Origin of the sequence: Nocardia sp. NPDC004654 (genome assembly GCF_040609595.1) — a bacterium.
Taxonomy (GTDB): domain Bacteria; phylum Actinomycetota; class Actinomycetes; order Mycobacteriales; family Mycobacteriaceae; genus Nocardia.
Map to the genome: position 1 here is coordinate 23,214 of NZ_JBEXKI010000004.1, position 16,768 is coordinate 39,981.

A 16,768-nucleotide genomic window follows, 5' to 3' on the forward strand; every position below is an offset into this window, starting at 1 on the left:
CTCAGTACACAAGCGACGCTGATCTCAAAGAGATCTTCGACGCGACATATCCCGAGCATCCTGGGCGCAACGGCGACAAGGCCGCCAAGTTGCTCGCCTACCGCGACCTTCAGGCGGGCGATCGCATCGTCGCCAATCACGGATTGCGACGGGTGCTGGCGATCGGAACTGTGACCGACGGATACCGGTTCGACGACAGCCGGACGGAGTCGAAGCACCTGGTCTCGGTCGCGTGGGACACCAGCTTCGCGCAGGAGCTGCCCAAACCAAAGGGTGGCTGGCGCTCCACGTTCGCGAAGGTGTCCGAAAACCTCCTTGCTCAGCTCACCGCCGGCCACGGCAGCAATGGCGAGGTCAGTGCCGAAACCACTTTGCCAGAGGAGATCTCAGAGGCGATCTCGGTCCTCGATCACAAACGCCAGCTGATCCTGCACGGGCCTCCCGGAACCGGAAAGACGCGTCTCGCCCTGAATATCGCGCTCGCGGCGCACGGCAAGAACGAGGTGATCGACGGCCCGCGCCGCAACGAGTCGGTCGTCGAACTACTCGAGACCGGCCGCGTCCAGCTCGTCACCTTCCACCCGTCCTACGGCTACGAGGATTTCGTCGAGGGCTTCAAGCCCGACCATGACGCGACCGGCCAGGGACTGCGTCTCGTCCTGACAGACGGCGTCTTCCACACGCTCTGCACCGCCGCCGCAGCCGAGCCGGACATGACGTTTCTGCTGATCATCGACGAGATCAATCGCGGTGACCTGCCGCGTATCTTCGGAGAGCTGGTGACGCTGCTCGAGTCCGACAAGCGCGGCGTGCCGCTCACTCTCCCGATCAGCAAGCGTAGATTCGCTGTCCCACCCAACATCCGAATCATCGGCACCATGAACACCGCCGATCGCAGCGTCAGCCACCTGGACGCCGCGATCCGACGCCGATTCGCGTTCCTGTCCGTCGATCCCGATCCCGACGCAGTGTCGGGACAGGTCGGCCCCTTGGAGTTGTCGTCCTTCCTCGCGTCCTTGAACGAACGGATCGATCGCACGCTCGACGCCGACCATCGCATCGGCCACGCCTATCTCTTACGCAACGACGAACCTGTCGCCACCGAGGACGAGCTCTTTTCGGCCTTCTACCACGACATCGTCTCGCTGCTCGTGGACTACTGCGTCGGCCGCGCCGATCTGCTGCGGCGAATTCTGGGTGGGTTGGTCGACCAGGGCACCGGCCGACCCGCCCAGGTGTCGGTGGCCGATCTGCCAGCGGCGCTCGCCACTGAGTTCACCTCGGGCGCGAACGACAGCGATGAGTAACAAGCCCCAGCTGGAAGTCGCGGAATACGAATCGGTTTCGCTGTGTCATGACCAACTGACCGACGACGATGTGCGTCGGCTGAACCTGCTGAGCAACCGTCGGCGCGGCACTCTCGCAGAAACGCGCACCGGATGGCGATTCCGCCCGGAAGCGACGACCGGGGTGCTGAATCTAGACCGGATCCGCCTGGTCATCCGCCCGAAAACGGCTATCACGGGCCGATCCCTGATCCGGTGGCTCTGCTACGCCCTCGGAACACCCGTGCCGCATGAGGCCACCACCCGTGCCTGGACGGTGGAACGGGATGGTTTCGCTGACGTGGTCGCCAGCGCGCTGCTCGCCGAATGCCACACCCTGCTCCGCGACGGCCTGCGCCGCGACTATGTGCGCACCGAGCACGTTGGGCCTGTGCTGCGCGGCAGACTCGACGCCGCGGCGCAGGCCACCGAACGATTCGGGATGCTCGACCTACTGCATATGCGCACGTTCGACCGTAAAGTCGACATCTGGGAGAACCAGCTATGTGGCCACGCTCTGCGCACCGCGGCCAGGACTGCGACCGACTCCAACCTCGCACGCGAGATCGCCTCGGTGGCCGAGGAATTCCCCGTCACCGGTTCGTCGTTCGGTGCTCTGCGTGCGCTGGATCGTAGCCGGTACACACACCTGAACCGTCGCTACCAACCTGCTCACGTGTGGTCGGAGTTGCTGTTGAGCGGCGGTGGTGTCTCCGATCTGCTCACCGACACCGGGTACGACGCCGACAGTCTGCTGCTGGACCTGCCCGGTCTGTGGGAGTCGGTGGTGCGTCGCCTGTCCGCCGAATCCGCTCCCGCCCAAGCGACTATCGTTCCGTCGTCGGGTCGCAACGGCATCACCGTCCACGGCGATCTGTCCACCCGGCCTCCGTTCCGGCCCGACGTCCTCGTCCGGCTGGGCGGTCCAGAGGGCAACTTGATGCCCATCGACGCGAAATACAAGACGTACAACGCAGATCCGGTGTCCTCGCCCGATGTGCATCAACTGCTGACCTATATCGCCGGTCACTCCCCGCTCACCGCGCCGGTGGCTGCCATCCTCTACCCCGACCCACACCGCCACACCCACCGTGTCCTAAGAGTCAGCGGGCCCGGCCGCCACCTCGGGGCGATCCACGTTCTCGGCGTGCACGCGTCCGCCGATCCCGCCGAGGCGACAGCGTGGCTCCGATCCGCACTATGGCGCGAGGTGACCGACGCGATGTTCGCTCACTGACGACCTTTCGAACACAAGGACTGGACAGCGATACGTCCGCGCTGGGCGATTGGCTCCCCCGGCTGCCTGACAGCCGGCCGCGATAGGGTTTGCAATGGATCTCGCTATCAGCGACTCCTTCAGACGCTCAGCGGATCTCGAATTCGTCTTTGTACAGCCGGTTCGGCGGCGGCGAAACATGTTCCGTGACCATGACACGGTGATCGCAGGCACGCAGCGACTTCGGACGATACTTTCCCTCGAAGGTGACCATCACCGACCCGCCTACGCCGTTACGCCCTCGCGTCGGATTCGCTTCGCGGCCGATGTTGAAGATCTGGTCGATATCGCGTCCGTCGTTGCCGACCGCGATCGCTCCATCGTGGAAGAACTGCACGAACGTGCCGTTGTCGACGCCGATAGTTGCGGCAATCGTCCGTGCGCGGGATCCATCGAGCGGGACCTCCAGATCACATGGTTGTTGCCGGTACGTCGGCCCCTGCGTCAACAATGCGCGGGCGACACCGATCACTACCGTCTCACCGAGGGCGTTGTGGCGGTCGCGTCCTTCGATAGCCCATAGATGTGTGGTCGACCAAACCTTCACCCGACCGTCGTCGAAGATCGAGACTCGATCGCCGAGCCCGTTCCCGACGAGATACTTGGCATTGTTCGCCGTCAAAGCCGCTCCCATCCGAAGGGTCTCACCACACAGCACGTCATCACCGAAGATAGCCGCAGCGCCGCACGTTTGGGGCGCATGCTCCGGGCGGGTGTCCAGCCACCTCCGCCGCACCGTACACCGCGATTAGGGCAAGGGTTCCGCACTCCTTCGACGCCAGTATTTTGCGTGGCTCAATATCGTTCGCGCAGAGCGGTTTCCACTACGTTTTCATCGACCGGCTCGGCCTGCCCCCATACCTCCCGAGCCAGCCGCAGCTTCCCGACCATACTCGCCACCAACGCCGCTTCCCTCGCCGCGCCCGCGCTCCCCTGCGCGATCACTTTGCTGTACCGAACCGCGTCGACAATGACCGACTTCACCCGCTCATACTCGAGATAGCTCCGCAGATCACGCAGCCACTCGCCGTTGGCGGCCTCGGTTTCGGCGGCGGTCCACGCGGTAAGAAACGCCTCCTGCTCCTCGGGAAGGTAGCCCATCTTGTGTAGGTGAGTCGCCACGTCGTAAAGCGGGCTTCTTGTCGATCCGCCTGCGCAGCTCGGTGATCAGCCGTGACTTGCCGATTCCCCCGACACCGCTGAGCAGCATGACCCGGGGATGTTCGGCGGTTTCGGTCAGCAGCTGGTCGAATCGCGTCAGGACCGGAACACGGTCGACGAACGGGCGGCTGGAAGCTCCCGGCTGGAATCGCGCGGTCAACACCATGGTGTGGTCCCCCTCGTGACGAGCACCGCACAAGTCTGCCAGAACGCATATCGCGAACAGCCCTGAAACACGCAGGACTTCAACCGGTGGAAAGAGCCGGTGCGATCGCGGCGGGATCGGGCAGGTGCTGCGCCGAAGTCTCCCCAGGTAGTGAGGAAAAGTGATGGAACCCGACGCGGGGTTGGTGCGTCCAACCTGAGCATGAGGAATGACAGGGACAACGTGGGCGAGGATATTCCTGCTGGTGGTGCCCACCGCCGGGAGGCGCACCGGAAAGGGCGGCAGGTGGGGTGTCGGGTCAAGAGAGAAGGCGGGTGCGTGCCGCTTCCCCGCCACAGGAGGTCACGCCGATGAGCTCGGTCGGGCACTGCGCGGGTGCGACGAGCCTGTCATGGGAGGACGTAGCAACCCATTTCGACCCGCGTGACGGTGGTGTTCTCCCTGATGTCCATGTACCGGGCACGTCTGTCGAGGATTGGCAGTCGTTGTTCGATCTGTTTCGGGACAACAAGTGGGGGTGTGAATATCGGGAAGGGTTCGCGCGCTTGCCGTTTCCTACGGCCGCCGAAGTGTTCTCGCGTTCCGCGGATGGTGAGTGCGTCGAGGTGTATGTGCGGCCGGTGCCGGACATGTTGGCGATCTTTCGTGCGTATTCGGCGGATGAGATCGATTTCGACGTCGACCTGAGGGAACTTCAGGGGCAGGATCGGCTGGATATCCTGTGCGATTTCCTGAGTGCGGTCGGGCGGCGGCTGGGCAAGCCTGTGATCATGACGGCGGAAGGGTTTCGCGAGTTTCCGATACTCGGGTTCGATCCCGAGGTCGACCGTGTGGTGCTTTTAGCCGCGGACGCGGAAGGTTGAAAGGCACTTGGCCCCGGGCAATCTCGGGCAACCGTCAGCAGTCCGGAGGGAACGGGAGACACAAAGTCGGCCAGGGCATCGTGCCCGACTGCTCGACGACTTGCGGCGGTGGCGGGACGACTTCCGACTGCGGAACAGGCTGGGGTGCTTCGACGGCGTTTCCGGTCCGCGCTGAGCAGGTGGAGGCCATGAGCCAGACCGCGCAGAGAGTCGCCGCGATGACGGCACAGGCGGCCAGTTGCTGGAGACGATGCCCCTCGAGCGGTATCGAACCCCTGACGGACTCGAATGTGCGCGAAGGAGAAATCGTCCGGCCGAGGACCATCGCGCTCTGCCGAGGTTCCGGAGCGGGTGTCGAGACGCGGCGCAGCGGTTTCGGTTCGATCTTCGGTGTGGCCCAGGTTCGGCGGGGAAGGGGTGCGGCGGTGGCGAGCGGCCGGGCAGGGCTTTCGGTTTCCGGCAGTATCCAGGACGACCAACGGTCCGTGAACTGCGGTTCCGAGGCGCTCTCCGGGGGCGTGGGAGCGGGAACGTCGGCGCTTACGGGATTGGGGGCGTCCTCGACCAGAACCGCGGGCCCCGACGACGATGGCATCTCGACCTCGTCGGAACGCGAAGACCGTTGGAGATCCACCGCGTACGGGACAACGGGCGCGGATACCTCTTCCGCTTCGGCGAATTCGTCTTCTGGCGGGTCCACGTCCTCCGGTTCGATCAAGGGCGCGTGTCCGGTGCCGATTCCGGACCTGCGTGGCTGCGGGATCGGTTCGACGTCGGGGTCGGGCTCGATCCACGGCGGTTGCTGTTCGCGCGGCCGCCGATCCGACACCGCGTCGGGAAGCTGCTTTCGCTCCTTCGGAAAACCCTCGGCCACAAGGTCTTCCACCATGACCCACGCACCGACATTCAGCTCCGCCAGCAAAGCGTGGACATCCTCGGCGGTCCACACGAACCTCCTGCCCGCGGTGCGGTGAAACCAGGCACGCAGTTCGCTCGGTGTGGAGCCGAGCACGACACCGCAGCCCTGCGGCCGCGATTCGACGTCCAAAACCACGGTGGATTCCCGCGGCGGCACGACGACGACCATGCCGTCGACGAACGCTTCGGGATGGCGACGGTCTACCAACGCCTTCAGGCTCGCGACGTTGTCCGTGACTCGGTCGAATGGGCTCTGGTCTCGAATCGGATCCCCTTCGAGCCCCGAGAGTCGCCAGCGGCCGTCGGCCTCGACGGTGAGCGTTCCGGAACTCGCCTCGGGAACCATGTCGACGGTCTCCAGGACCACGACCGCACGGGGCGTGATCACCACCAGGTCCGCTTCCAGCGCTCCGCCCTCGGGATCACCCTGCGGAAGAGGGCAGCCGGAGATGGCCAGTCCGACAATGACGTACTGACCCGTCCAAGTCCGTACCCACTCGAGCACACGCTGCTCGGTGCCCGGCATCGTCGTTCGTTCGTCGATGACCAACATCGGCGGCCACCTCCATCGCGTCCCAGACCAATCGACGGTTCAACGTTATTCGCCGCCGCGCCACACAGCGAATCGAAAGGCACTGCAAGAACAGGGGATTGGCGACACCAGGGCAGACAAGGGCAGCGTGTCGGCAGGACACGCCCGCGCTTCCCCGGCCGGGAGTTCGGGAGCTAGCCCACATCCGACCAGGTCCGTCCGATCCTGCCGACTGAAACGAATACCTCCCCGAGTTCGACAGACCCAACGACCTGTTCGGCCACATCGAGTCCGAGGAGTATTCACGTATGGAACGCATCGTGAGGAAGATCGCCGGGGTCGCGGCGGCCGCCGCTGTGGCGCCGGTGGTGGTGGCGGCGACCGCGCAGGCGGATCCGGGGCCGTTGTATTTCAGCGTGGGCGGCACCAACTGCGCGATCCACGACAACGGCACTGTCGGGTGCGATCTCGGGTCCCCGACGCGGTTGCAGTACAGCTTCCTGCCCTTCCTGCTGACCGTGAACGAGATCGTGATCGACCAGCAGTGGCTGCCCGCACACCCGATGTTCGATGCCGGAACGTCGTACACGCTGCCCGGCGGCAATCCGTCGATCAACGACGTGAAAACCGGCGACGGGCAGTGGGGTCCCTTCGTCGAGTACGCGGGGGCGCGGTGTTCGGTCGGCTTCCACGGCAGCTTCGGCTGCCAGTCGAAGGGACGGTCGTTCACATCCTGGAGTGGGACGATCTCGGCCTGAAAAGCGTCGGACCCGGAAACACCGAACCCGCTGGCAGTCAAGGCAATTCGGGTGCCAGCGGGTTCGGGACGGATCAGGCGCGGCGCCGGGCGACGAACCAGATCGCCACCCCGATGCCGATCACAGCGACCACGCCGACACCGATGGCGACCCCCAACGTGTTCGAGTTCGAACCGCTCACGGCCACTGGCTTCTCGGTGCCGGGCCCGGACTGCTCACCGAGGACGTCGGCGCTGCCGGTCGTGTAGATCGGCCCGGCTTCCGGGGTACCGGCGACGGTCAGATCGAGTTCGACCGGAGTCGGCGGCATCGCCGTCGCGCCGGATGGCAGACCCACCTTGACCGCGATGTAGTACCACCCGGCCACCGACTGACGCTGCACCTCAGCGTCGTTGGCCTCCCGGTTGGCGTAGCGGATCGGCACCGACGCGAGTTCCAGCTCGGCGGCCGCCCGGCCGGTGTAGGCGCCGGTGTCGGAGTCGACCCGGCGGCCGAGCGGCGAGTACAGCGTGGTCTCGACATTCGTGGCCGAGGTGTATCCCGCCCCTCCCGTCTCGCCGAAGCGCACCCGGTAGGCCAGGCCTTGGCCCCAGTCCAGCCGGACTTTGTAGAAGACGTACTCGCCGGATTGCACGGTGTCGGTGTACTTGCCGCTGTCCTCGAGCGTCGAGGCGACGGTGAACGACCCGCCACCGCTGACCGGCCGCACGGCTCCGGCCGGATCGGTGAATGTGGTGGCCGCGCCGATCGTGGACGGCCCCGGATCGGTGACGCCGGGTTCGATGCCGACGAGGATCTCCACCGGCAGGCGCGCGGGCGCACCCTGCGGTGCGATGTCCCAGTGCAGCTCGTAGTAGTACCGGCCGCCGCCCTTGCACTTGTCCGAGCTGCCACCGGACGGTGTCGCGGCCGCACCCTCGAAGGTGCTGCTGACGGTGATCGCGACACCGTCGCTGGCCCTGGACTCCAGCTCTCGTTCCCTGACATTGCAATCGGTGCCGTCGCGACCGTAGACGCGCAGTTCCAGCACACCTATGTCGTCGGTGACGGATACGCCGGTCGTCCGCGGGAACGAGACGATGCCGGTGAAGTAGGCGGTCGCGCCCGCGGGCACATCCACGGCGTAGAAACGCTTCTCGTGCTGGCCGATGGTATCGAGGTACTGACCCGGCTTCGCGACCGGCGCGGTCTGGTAGCCGTCGGTGCCGGTGATGGGCGTGCCGGTGGCCTGGTAGTTACGCAGGGCGGCCGAACTCACCCGGGGCAGAATGCGTTTCAGCGCGGCGCCGTCGGTGGCGTCGCTGTAGCTGCCACCGGTCGCCTGGGCCATGCAGGTCAGCTGGGCGCGCGCCTTGTCGTCGACGGCGAAACCGATCGAGTGGACGACTAGGTCGACACCCTTCTGCTTCAGTTCCTTGGCGACGTCGCACGGATCGGGCGGCGCGCAGGTGTCGTCACCGTCGGAGACGAGCACGATCGAGCGCGGCCCCGAGGACGGCAGGGCGTCGGCGGCCTGGCGCAGCGCGGTGCCCATGGGCGTCCAGCCGCGGGCCTGGATGCCGTCTACGGCGCTGGTGAGCGCGGGCTTGTCGACGGTGTCCGGCTGCCGCAGGATCTGGACGTCGCGGCAGCCCGCCGCCTTGTCGGCCTCGTCGTTGCCGGTGCCGGTGCCGTAGGTGGTGAGCCCGACCTTCGCCTCGGCAGGCGCCGAGTCGACGAAGGTGCGCACGGCCTGCTTCGCGGAATCCATCATCGTGGCGCCCTGATCGGGCCGCTGCATGGACCCGGACGCGTCCAGGATGAGCATGGTCGGGGCGTACTGCGCGGGTTCGGCGTGCGCGACGGCCGATAGCGCCGCGGGCGCGAAGGTGAGCGCCGCGACGGTCAGCGCCGCGGTCAGCGTGCGGTATCTCGACATTGTCCTCGATTTCGTCTACCGAATGAAACCGGACAGACGTTACCGGTGGCGTGACCCACCCTCTACCCCCAAAACAATTGGCACCAGCCACGTTTGCCGCGCGAAATCGACACTGTCCAGGTCCGCGGGCGCGTCTTAGCCGCACATATCCGCGAGAGCCGCTCGTTCCCTGACCTGGCCGAAGTGCGGTACGAGCGGCCAGTTGCCGCCGTCAGCGACCTTGCGGCCCGCCCGTCGCGCCGATCGGGCGCTGCGACGGCTGTCGGGTACGAGTCCATCGGCGGAAGGAACCGATGCGATCGTCGATCACCACGGACCTTCGGCACAGCTCCTCGCCCTTCTCCCCCGATTCGTGGACGCACACCTCCCGATGGTGGGAAGCTCGATACAACCGCGGTGTCGAGGCGAGGAAGCGTGACACATGGTGGACAAATCGAGTGGACCTGCCGGAGGCAACGGCAGAGTGGTGACGGTGGATCGGCCGGAACGCATTCGAAATGTGGTCCTGGTCGGTCACAGCGGGGCGGGGAAGACGACGCTGGTCGAGGCGATGGCGCTGACGGCGGGCGCGGTGAATCGCGCGGGGCGGGTGGAGGACGGCACGTCGCTGTCGGATTACGACGAGATCGAACATCGGCAGCACCGGTCGGTGCAGGTGTCGGTCGTGCCGGTGGCGTGGCAGGAGATGAAGGTCAACCTGGTGGACACGCCGGGATACGCGGATTTCGTCGGCGAGTTGCGGGCCGGGTTGCGCGCGGCGGACGCGGCGTTGTTCGTCATCTCGGCGGCCGAGGGCGCGGAGGGGGTGAGCGGGGCGACGCGCGCGCTGTGGGAGGAGTGCGCGGCCGTCGGCATGCCGCGGGCGATCGTGATCACGCACCTGGACACCGCGCGCGCGGACTTCGACGAGATGGTGCAGACGTGCCGTGACGTGCTCGGCGGCGGAGCGTCGGAGAACATCCTGCCGCTGCACCTGCCGGTATACGGGCCGCGCGGCGCGGACGGTCATCGGCCGGTGACGGGGTTGATCGAGCTGCTGCCCAACTGCGTGGCCGACTACGCCTCCGGTGAAGGAGTGCGCGGCGAGCCGTCGGCGGAGCAGGCCGCGGAGCTGGACGAGGCGCGCAATCGGCTCATCGAGGGCATCATCGCCGAGAGCGAGGACGAGTCGCTCATGGAGCGCTACCTCGGCGGCGAGCCCATCGAACTCGACACACTGGTCGCCGATCTGGAGCGCGCGGTGGCGCGCGGCAGTTTCCACCCGGTGCTGTTCGGCGCACCCGCGCCGGAGGGCGCGCGGCAAGGCCTGGGCACGATGGAGTTGCTCGACCTGATCACCGGCGGTTTCCCGCCCCCGACCGAGCACATCGTCTCGGCGGCGCCCGCCACCAACGGCGCAGCACCGACCCCGCTGGCCTGCGACCCGAGCGGCGCGCTTGCCGCGGAGGTCATCCGCACCGCGTCGGACCCGTACGTCGGCCGGATCTCGCTGGTGCGGATCTTCTCCGGCACCCTGCACGCCGACGACACCGTGCACGTCTGCGGGCACGGACTGGCCGATCGCGGGCACCCGGATCACGACGTGGACGAGCGCGTCGGTGCGGTAACGGCGCCCTTCGGCAAGCAGCAGCGCCCGCTGGGCGAGGCCATCGCGGGTGACATCGCGTGCGTCACCAAGCTCGGTCACGCGGAGACCGGCGACACTCTCTCCGGCACCGGCAAGCCGCTGGTCATCGAACCGTGGCCGATGCCGGATCCGTTGCTGCCCATCGCGATTCGTGCGCACAGCAAGGCCGACGAGGACAAGCTCTCGCAGGGGCTCGCGCGGCTGGCGGCGGAGGATCCGGCCCTGCGCGTCGAAAACAACAGCCAGACACATCAATTGGTGCTGTGGTGTCTGGGCGAGGCGCATCGCGATGTCGCGCTGGAGCGGCTGCGCACCCGGTTCGGAGTGCAGGTGGACACCGTCGATCACAAGGTCGCGCTGCGGGAGACGTTCGCGGGCAAGGCGACAGCGCGCGGCAGGCATGTCAAGCAGTCCGGCGGTCACGGGCAGTACGCGGTGTGCGAGATCGAGGTGGAGCCGCTGCCGGGTGGTTCGGGAATCGAGTTCGTGGACAAGGTGGTCGGCGGCGTGGTGCCGCGCCAGTTCATCCCTTCGGTGGAGAAGGGCGTGCGTGCGCAGGCGGCGCGCGGAGTGGCCGCGGGGTATCCGCTGGTGGATGTGCGGGTCACGCTGTTCGACGGCAAGGCGCATTCGGTCGACTCGTCCGACGCCGCGTTCCAGACCGCGGGCGCGCTGGCGTTGCGTGAGGCGGCGGCCGTCGCGGGCATCGATTTGCTGGAGCCGTTCGCCGAGGTCTGGGTGGTGGTCTCCGACGACTACCTCGGGCCGGTGTTGAGCGATCTGTCGAGCCGTCGCGGACGGGTGCTCGGCACGGAACCGCACGGGACCGGTCGCACCAGGATCCGCGCCGAGGTGCCGGAATTGGAACTCAGCCGCTACGCGATCGACCTGCGATCGCTGTCGCACGGGACCGGGGATTTCAGCCGGACCTACGCGCGGCACGAGGCGATGCCATCGCAGATCGCGGGGGCGCTCCGGGAAAACGGCAAGGGCTGAATCCGACCGCCGTCCCGGCGCAAATGGTGGGCTCGGCGGCCACTATTCTGAAACACATGGCAGCAGGCAAGGGCGGTAACCCGTCGAAGGAAGCGAAGGCCGCGGCGAAGGCGGCGCGCAAGAAGGCGTCGAAGGAGCGGCGCCAGCAGCTCTGGCAGGCGTTCCAGATGCAGCGCAAGGAAGACAAGCTCCTGCTGCCCCTGATGATCGGCGCGGTGCTCGGCATCACCGTGTTGTTCCTGGTGATCGGCCTGATCTTCGATCTGCAGTGGTTCCTGCTTCCGGTCGGCATCCTGCTCGGCGTGCTGGTGGCGTTCATCGTCTTCGGGCGTCGCGTGCAGAAGAACGTCTACGCGAAGGCCGAGGGCCAGGCGGGCGCGGCCGCATGGGTGCTCGACAACCTGCAGGGCAAGTGGCGGGTCAGCAACGGCGTCGCGGCGACCACCCAGCTGGACGCGGTGCACCGCGTGATCGGCCTGCCCGGCGTGATCTTCGTCGGTGAGGGTTCGCCGCAGCGACTCAAGGCGCTGCTCGCCCAGGAGAAGAAGCGCACCGCGCGGCTCATCGGCGACACCCCGATCTACGACGTCATCATCGGCAACGAGGAGGGCCAGGTCCCGCTGAAGGAACTCCAGCGCTACCTGACCAAGCTGCCGCGCAATATCGACACCAAGCGCATCGACAACATCGAGGGTCGGCTCGCCGCCCTCAGCTCGCGCAGCGGGCCCGCGCTGCCGAAGGGTCCGATGCCCGCGGGCGCCAAGATGCGCGGGGTGCAGCGCACCATTCGCAGGCGCTGAGTTCGGTTTCGAGAGGCCCGCGTTCCACAGCTCGGGACGCGGGCCTTCGCCATTTCCGCGGTCTCGAGACCACGCGCTGGAGACTGAACTCGGCAGCGGTCACTCCGCGCGACCCGGCGGCCAATCGTCCGGTGAACGCCGATGAGTTTCGAGCGCGTAGGACGTCTACCCGTCATGAGGAAACTGATCTACGGGTTCAGCGTGTCCCTCGACGGTTACATCAACGACCGCGACGGCAGCATCGACTGGACCAACCCGGACGACGAGTTGCACCAGTTCCACAACGACCGCTACCGCGAGATCGAGATCTCGCTGCACGGGCGTCGCCTGTACGAGCTGATGGCCGAGTACTGGCCGCACGTGCCCGAGGACGCGCCACGCATCCAGCGTGAGTTCAGCAGGCTCTGGACGGAGAAGCCGAAGGTCGTCGTCTCCCGGACGCTCACCGAGGTCCGCTGGAACAGCACGCTGATCAGCGAGAACGTGGTCGAGGAGGTCCGCAGGCTCAAGGCCGGAGGCGAGGGCGTCATCGAAGTCGGTGGCGCGAGCCTCGCGGCCTCGCTGATGCCGCACGGGCTCATCGACGAGTACCAGCTGTTCGTCTTGCCCGTGGTGCTCGGCGGCGGCACACCGCTGTTCCCAGCACTGGACAAACGCATCCCGCTTCGATTGGCCGAGACGAGGCACTTCGACACCGCGGTGATGCTGCGCTATCTCGTCGACTGAGGTCTGCTCGACCCAGCATCACCCCTCCGCCGCCGTCCAGCCTCGAGCCGCCGCGTTCATGTGCTCCAGCCCGCCGCCTTTGCCTTTTGGATGCCGTCATACGCGGCGGTAGTAGCGAACGCGCGCCGGAAGCAGCGGCCAGCCGAGACGGATGACATTGGCGACGGCCCGGAACAGCCGTTCGTCGCGACCAGTCCAGGTCAGGGGTCGTTGGTCGCCGATACGCAAGCGTTCGCCTCAGCGGCAGGGTCAGCCTTGACCCAGCGCTGGCCTGAGCGTCTGCGCGTCAGCGCGATTTCACCAGCGCTGTCCCCGTCGCCCGATCGTGCATACCCCGGCCGTCACCATCGGTGAACAACGCGGGCACCACGAAAATCAGCAGCACCTGGCGGGCCAACGCTCGCACGAACCCGACTGGCGCGGCCGCATCGATCCGCACCACCCGCAACCGCAGGAAGTACTGCCCCGGCGTGAAGCCGAACAGCGTGACCGCGGCGACGCCGATGACGAACCAGATGAGCAGCGGGAGGTTGGCGTTCACCCCGCGCACGATCAGCGCCGAGACGCCGACGGCGATCATCCAGTCGACGAACAGCGCGGCGATCCGGCGGCCCATCCCGGCCAGCGAACCGGCGCCATCGCGGGGCAGGCCGAGGTGTTCGCCGGGAAACTCGGGCGTAGCCGGGTCACCGGGGTCCGCCGAAGGTCCGGAAAGCCAGGATCCGGTGATACGCGCCATGGCCTCCAGAATAGGCTGCCGCCTCCCCCGCCCTCGGCCCGGCGCAGGTTAGTGGACGTACTGCGTCCGACAACGCCTGACATGCGGCTACCGCGGTTCGCCGACGGGAGTTCAGCCTCACAGGACGCGACGCGAACAGCAGGACTACCATGCTTGTCGAGCCCGGGTGGCCATCGCCACTCGACCAGGCGCACGTGTAACACTGGCGAAACACAGCCTTGACTGTAGGGAAACACCGCATCCATAGCGTCTGGTCGCGACGAACCCATGCAATCGACACTGGCTGGGAACCGATCCGTAAGGAGAACAAGTGACGTTCAGCACGGCCGATGAGGTCATCCAGTACATCAAGGAAGAGGACATCGAGTACGTCGATATCCGCTTCAGCGATCTTCCCGGTGTGCAGCAGCACTTCTCGATCCCGGCCAAGGCCTTCACGGCCGACCTTGCCGAAGAGGGTCTAGCGTTCGACGGTTCGTCCGTCCGCGGCTTCCAGTCGATCGACGAGTCGGACATGCTCCTGCTCCCCGACTACACCACCGCGCGCATCGACCCGTTCCGCGCCGCCAAGACGCTGAACCTGAACTTCTTCGTCCACGACCCGTTCACCCGCGAGGCCTACTCCCGCGACCCGCGCAACATCGCGCGCAAGGCGGAGGAGTACCTGCGGTCGACCGGCATCGCCGACACCGCGTACTTCGGCCCCGAGGCCGAGTTCTACATCTTCGACTCGATCCGTTACGAGTCGAACATGAACGGCGCCTTCTACGAGATCGACTCGATCTCCGGCTCCTGGAACACCGGCGCCGAGTTCAACCTCGACGGCACCCCGAACCGCGGCTACAAGGTCCGCAACAAGGGTGGTTACTTCCCGGTCGCGCCGTACGACCACTACGTCGACCTGCGCGACAAGATCTCGACCAACCTGCAGAACGCGGGCTTCGAGCTCGAGCGCGGCCACCACGAGGTCGGCACCGCGGGCCAGGCGGAGATCAACTACCGCTTCAACACCCTGCTGCACGCTGCCGACGACCTGCAGCTGTTCAAGTACATCGTGAAGAACACCGCGTGGCAGGAAGGCAAGACCGTCACCTTCATGCCGAAGCCGCTCTTCGGTGACAACGGCTCGGGCATGCACGTGCACCAGTCGCTGTGGAAGGACGGCAAGCCGCTGTTCCACGACGAGGCCGGCTACGGCGGTCTGTCGGACATCGCGCGTCACTACATCGGCGGCATCCTGCACCACGCGCCGTCGCTGCTGGCCTTCACCAACCCGACCGTGAACTCCTACCACCGTCTGGTTCCGGGCTACGAGGCCCCGATCAACCTGGTGTACTCGCAGCGCAACCGCTCCGCCGCGGTCCGCATCCCGGTCACCGGCAACAACCCGAAGGCCAAGCGCATCGAGTTCCGCGCGCCGGACTCCTCGGGCAACCCGTACCTGGCCTTCGCCGCCATGCTGATGGCCGGCCTGGACGGCATCAAGAAGAAGATCGAGCCGCTGGCCCCGGTCGACAAGGACCTCTACGAGCTCCCGCCGGAGGAGGCCAAGAACATCCCGCAGGCCCCCACCAGCCTGGCGTCGGTCATCGACCGCCTCGAGCAGGACCACGACTACCTCACCGAGGGCAACGTCTTCACCCCGGACCTGATCGAGACCTGGATCGACATCAAGCGCACCCAGGAAATCGCGCCGGTGAACCTGCGTCCGCACCCGTACGAGTTCGAGCTCTACTTCGACGTGTAAGTCGTCGTACGGCAAGACGTTTCGAGCCCTTCCGCACTTCGGTGCGGGAGGGCTCGTCCCGTTTCCGGGATATCGTCCTGTCGCTGACGGCTGCGAAAGAGTCCGCGCAAGCTCCAAGCCGATAGCGGCGACAACCGCGGAGGTGTGCCTGGAGGTAGCCGGGCAGCGGCGCGGCTGTGTGGCGGAAACACCCGATCCCGTTGGGCGGGTTGGGGTTCCCGGTGAGTGGGTGGGTTGGGCGGGAAGCTGAGAGGTTCCTTAGAACGCGTTCTAGTGTCGCCCGGCATGAAGATTTCTTTCATTGCTCTCATCGGTGCGGCGTTCAGTGCGCTGGCCCTCGTTTCCACTCCCCTTCCGCCGAGCGCGGTGGCCGAGCCGACGGTGGAGGCGTCGGCGACGCGGATCGACTTGCAGGGGGCCGTCAACGTTCGGGATATCGGCGGATATCGGACGTATGACGGGGCAAGGGTCAAGTCGGGCAAGGCATTTCGGGCCGATTCGCTGGAGAAGTTGACCGACGCGGACGTGCAGAAGCTCGGGACGCTGAATTTGCGTGCGGCCGTGGATCTGCGGACTCCGGCCGAGGTTCAGTTCGCCGGACGAGACAAGCTGCCCGCGGGAGTCCAGGCGGTGGCGCGGCCGATCGACGACACCGGTCTGTTCCAGCAGATGTTGCAGGCTATCCAGTCGCGGGATCCGCAGAAGCAGGAGGAGTTGCTCGGCAACGGACGGGCCGAGCAGATCATGGCCGGGGTGTATCGCAGCTTCCTGAGTGACGCCTCCCGCAACGCATTCGGGCAGACCATCCGCGATCTGGCGAACTCCGACCGGGCGACGCTCTACCACTGCACGGCGGGCAAGGACCGCACCGGCTGGCTCACCTACGTGGTGCTGCGCGCGGTCGGCGTGCCGGAACGCACTGCGCGCCAGGACTACCTGCTGTCCAACCAGTACCGCGCGGCCGCCGACGCCAAACTGCGCGAGCAGGTGAAACAAGCTGGGCTGATGCAGAATCCGGACCTGCTGATCCCGCTGCAGGAGGTGCGCGACGCCTACCTGGACACCGCGATCCAGCAGATGGAGCAGAGCTACGGCGATTTCGGCAAGTTCCTCACCCAGGGACTCGGCCTCGATCCGGGCACGATCCTGAAATTGCGCAAGAACCTCGTCAGCTGACACGTCCCGATCCCGAGCCCTCGCCACACGGGTGGCGGGG

14 protein-coding genes are annotated in these 16,768 nt (G+C 66.5%); 9 read left to right on the forward strand and 5 right to left on the reverse strand.

Annotation, left to right across the window (positions count from 1 at the left end):
• The first annotated feature begins 89 nt into the window (after positions 1-89).
• Complete coding sequence (locus ABZV58_RS14335; protein ID WP_355000589.1) at positions 90-1,307, forward strand: AAA family ATPase; 1,218 nt, start codon at positions 90-92, stop codon at positions 1,305-1,307.
• Complete coding sequence (locus ABZV58_RS14340) at positions 1,300-2,562, forward strand: hypothetical protein (RefSeq protein ID WP_355000590.1); 1,263 nt, start codon at positions 1,300-1,302, stop codon at positions 2,560-2,562. The genes ABZV58_RS14335 and ABZV58_RS14340 overlap by 8 nt, the downstream gene beginning before the upstream one ends.
• 127 nt (positions 2,563-2,689) lie before the next feature.
• Here the strand turns inward: ABZV58_RS14340 and ABZV58_RS14345 are convergent, their stop codons facing one another.
• Complete coding sequence (locus ABZV58_RS14345) at positions 2,690-3,337, reverse strand: hypothetical protein (RefSeq protein ID WP_355000591.1); 648 nt, start codon at positions 3,335-3,337, stop codon at positions 2,690-2,692.
• Positions 3,338-3,396: 59 nt separating this feature from the next.
• Positions 3,397-3,702, reverse strand: coding sequence for a hypothetical protein (locus ABZV58_RS14350; protein ID WP_355000592.1), 306 nt, complete (start codon positions 3,700-3,702; stop codon positions 3,397-3,399).
• A gap of 576 nt (positions 3,703-4,278) precedes the next feature.
• Here ABZV58_RS14350 and ABZV58_RS14355 point away from each other — a divergent pair.
• The gene (locus ABZV58_RS14355) at positions 4,279-4,791 is read left to right on the forward strand and encodes a hypothetical protein (RefSeq protein WP_355000593.1); all 513 of its coding nucleotides are present in this window, start codon (positions 4,279-4,281) and stop codon (positions 4,789-4,791) included.
• Positions 4,792-4,825: 34 nt separating this feature from the next.
• On the opposite strand, the gene ABZV58_RS14360 is transcribed toward ABZV58_RS14355, so the two are convergent.
• Positions 4,826-6,262: an NERD domain-containing protein gene (locus ABZV58_RS14360; protein ID WP_355000594.1), complete on the reverse strand. Its 1,437-nt coding sequence runs from the start codon at positions 6,260-6,262 to the stop codon at positions 4,826-4,828.
• A gap of 287 nt (positions 6,263-6,549) precedes the next feature.
• Here ABZV58_RS14360 and ABZV58_RS14365 point away from each other — a divergent pair, with 287 nt between their 5' ends.
• Entirely contained in the window at positions 6,550-6,999 is a 450-nt protein-coding gene (locus ABZV58_RS14365; protein WP_355000595.1) for a hypothetical protein, read from the forward strand.
• A gap of 73 nt (positions 7,000-7,072) precedes the next feature.
• On the opposite strand, the gene ABZV58_RS14370 is transcribed toward ABZV58_RS14365, so the two are convergent.
• Positions 7,073-8,917: a VWA domain-containing protein gene (locus ABZV58_RS14370; protein ID WP_355000596.1), complete on the reverse strand. Its 1,845-nt coding sequence runs from the start codon at positions 8,915-8,917 to the stop codon at positions 7,073-7,075.
• A gap of 421 nt (positions 8,918-9,338) precedes the next feature.
• On the opposite strand from ABZV58_RS14370, the gene ABZV58_RS14375 reads away from it, so the two are divergent.
• The 3 genes from ABZV58_RS14375 to ABZV58_RS14385 all read left to right on the forward strand — a co-directional run bounded on the left by ABZV58_RS14375 (position 9,339) and on the right by ABZV58_RS14385 (position 13,066).
• Complete coding sequence (locus ABZV58_RS14375) at positions 9,339-11,540, forward strand: elongation factor G-like protein EF-G2 (protein WP_355000597.1); 2,202 nt, start codon at positions 9,339-9,341, stop codon at positions 11,538-11,540.
• A gap of 56 nt (positions 11,541-11,596) precedes the next feature.
• Complete coding sequence (locus ABZV58_RS14380; protein WP_355000598.1) at positions 11,597-12,340, forward strand: DUF4191 domain-containing protein; 744 nt, start codon at positions 11,597-11,599, stop codon at positions 12,338-12,340.
• Between the two features lie 174 nt (positions 12,341-12,514).
• Positions 12,515-13,066 (forward strand): dihydrofolate reductase family protein, encoded by a 552-nt coding sequence (locus ABZV58_RS14385; RefSeq protein WP_355000599.1) that lies wholly within the window; start codon positions 12,515-12,517, stop codon positions 13,064-13,066.
• A gap of 286 nt (positions 13,067-13,352) precedes the next feature.
• Here ABZV58_RS14385 and ABZV58_RS14390 read toward each other — a convergent pair whose 3' ends face one another.
• Positions 13,353-13,805, reverse strand: coding sequence for an RDD family protein (locus ABZV58_RS14390; RefSeq protein ID WP_141812511.1), 453 nt, complete (start codon positions 13,803-13,805; stop codon positions 13,353-13,355).
• A 310-nt stretch (positions 13,806-14,115) separates the two neighbouring features.
• On the opposite strand from ABZV58_RS14390, the gene glnA reads away from it, so the two are divergent.
• Together glnA and ABZV58_RS14400 are read left to right on the forward strand one after the other, a co-directional pair.
• Positions 14,116-15,552, forward strand: a complete 1,437-nt coding sequence (gene glnA / locus ABZV58_RS14395) for a type I glutamate--ammonia ligase (RefSeq protein WP_141812510.1) — start codon at positions 14,116-14,118, stop codon at positions 15,550-15,552.
• A 285-nt stretch (positions 15,553-15,837) separates the two neighbouring features.
• On the forward strand, positions 15,838-16,728 hold the full coding sequence (locus ABZV58_RS14400) for a tyrosine-protein phosphatase (protein WP_355000600.1): 891 nt from the start codon (positions 15,838-15,840) through the stop codon (positions 16,726-16,728).
• Positions 16,729-16,768 lie beyond the last annotated feature (40 nt).

Excerpts from the sequence above, each read along its gene's own strand:
- ABZV58_RS14340 (WP_355000590.1), top strand. The coding sequence starts at position 1,300 with ATGAGTAACAAGCCCCAGCTGGAAGTCGCGGAATACGAATCGGTTTCG.
- ABZV58_RS14350 (WP_355000592.1), bottom strand. The coding sequence starts at position 3,702 with ATGGGCTACCTTCCCGAGGAGCAGGAGGCGTTTCTTACCGCGTGGACC.
- ABZV58_RS14355 (WP_355000593.1), top strand. The coding sequence starts at position 4,279 with ATGAGCTCGGTCGGGCACTGCGCGGGTGCGACGAGCCTGTCATGGGAG.
- ABZV58_RS14360 (WP_355000594.1), bottom strand. The coding sequence starts at position 6,262 with ATGTTGGTCATCGACGAACGAACGACGATGCCGGGCACCGAGCAGCGT.
- ABZV58_RS14365 (WP_355000595.1), top strand. The coding sequence starts at position 6,550 with ATGGAACGCATCGTGAGGAAGATCGCCGGGGTCGCGGCGGCCGCCGCT.
- ABZV58_RS14370 (WP_355000596.1), bottom strand. The coding sequence starts at position 8,917 with ATGTCGAGATACCGCACGCTGACCGCGGCGCTGACCGTCGCGGCGCTC.
- ABZV58_RS14375 (WP_355000597.1), top strand. The coding sequence starts at position 9,339 with ATGGTGGACAAATCGAGTGGACCTGCCGGAGGCAACGGCAGAGTGGTG.
- ABZV58_RS14380 (WP_355000598.1), top strand. The coding sequence starts at position 11,597 with ATGGCAGCAGGCAAGGGCGGTAACCCGTCGAAGGAAGCGAAGGCCGCG.
- ABZV58_RS14385 (WP_355000599.1), top strand. The coding sequence starts at position 12,515 with ATGAGGAAACTGATCTACGGGTTCAGCGTGTCCCTCGACGGTTACATC.
- ABZV58_RS14390 (WP_141812511.1), bottom strand. The coding sequence starts at position 13,805 with ATGGCGCGTATCACCGGATCCTGGCTTTCCGGACCTTCGGCGGACCCC.
- ABZV58_RS14400 (WP_355000600.1), top strand. The coding sequence starts at position 15,838 with ATGAAGATTTCTTTCATTGCTCTCATCGGTGCGGCGTTCAGTGCGCTG.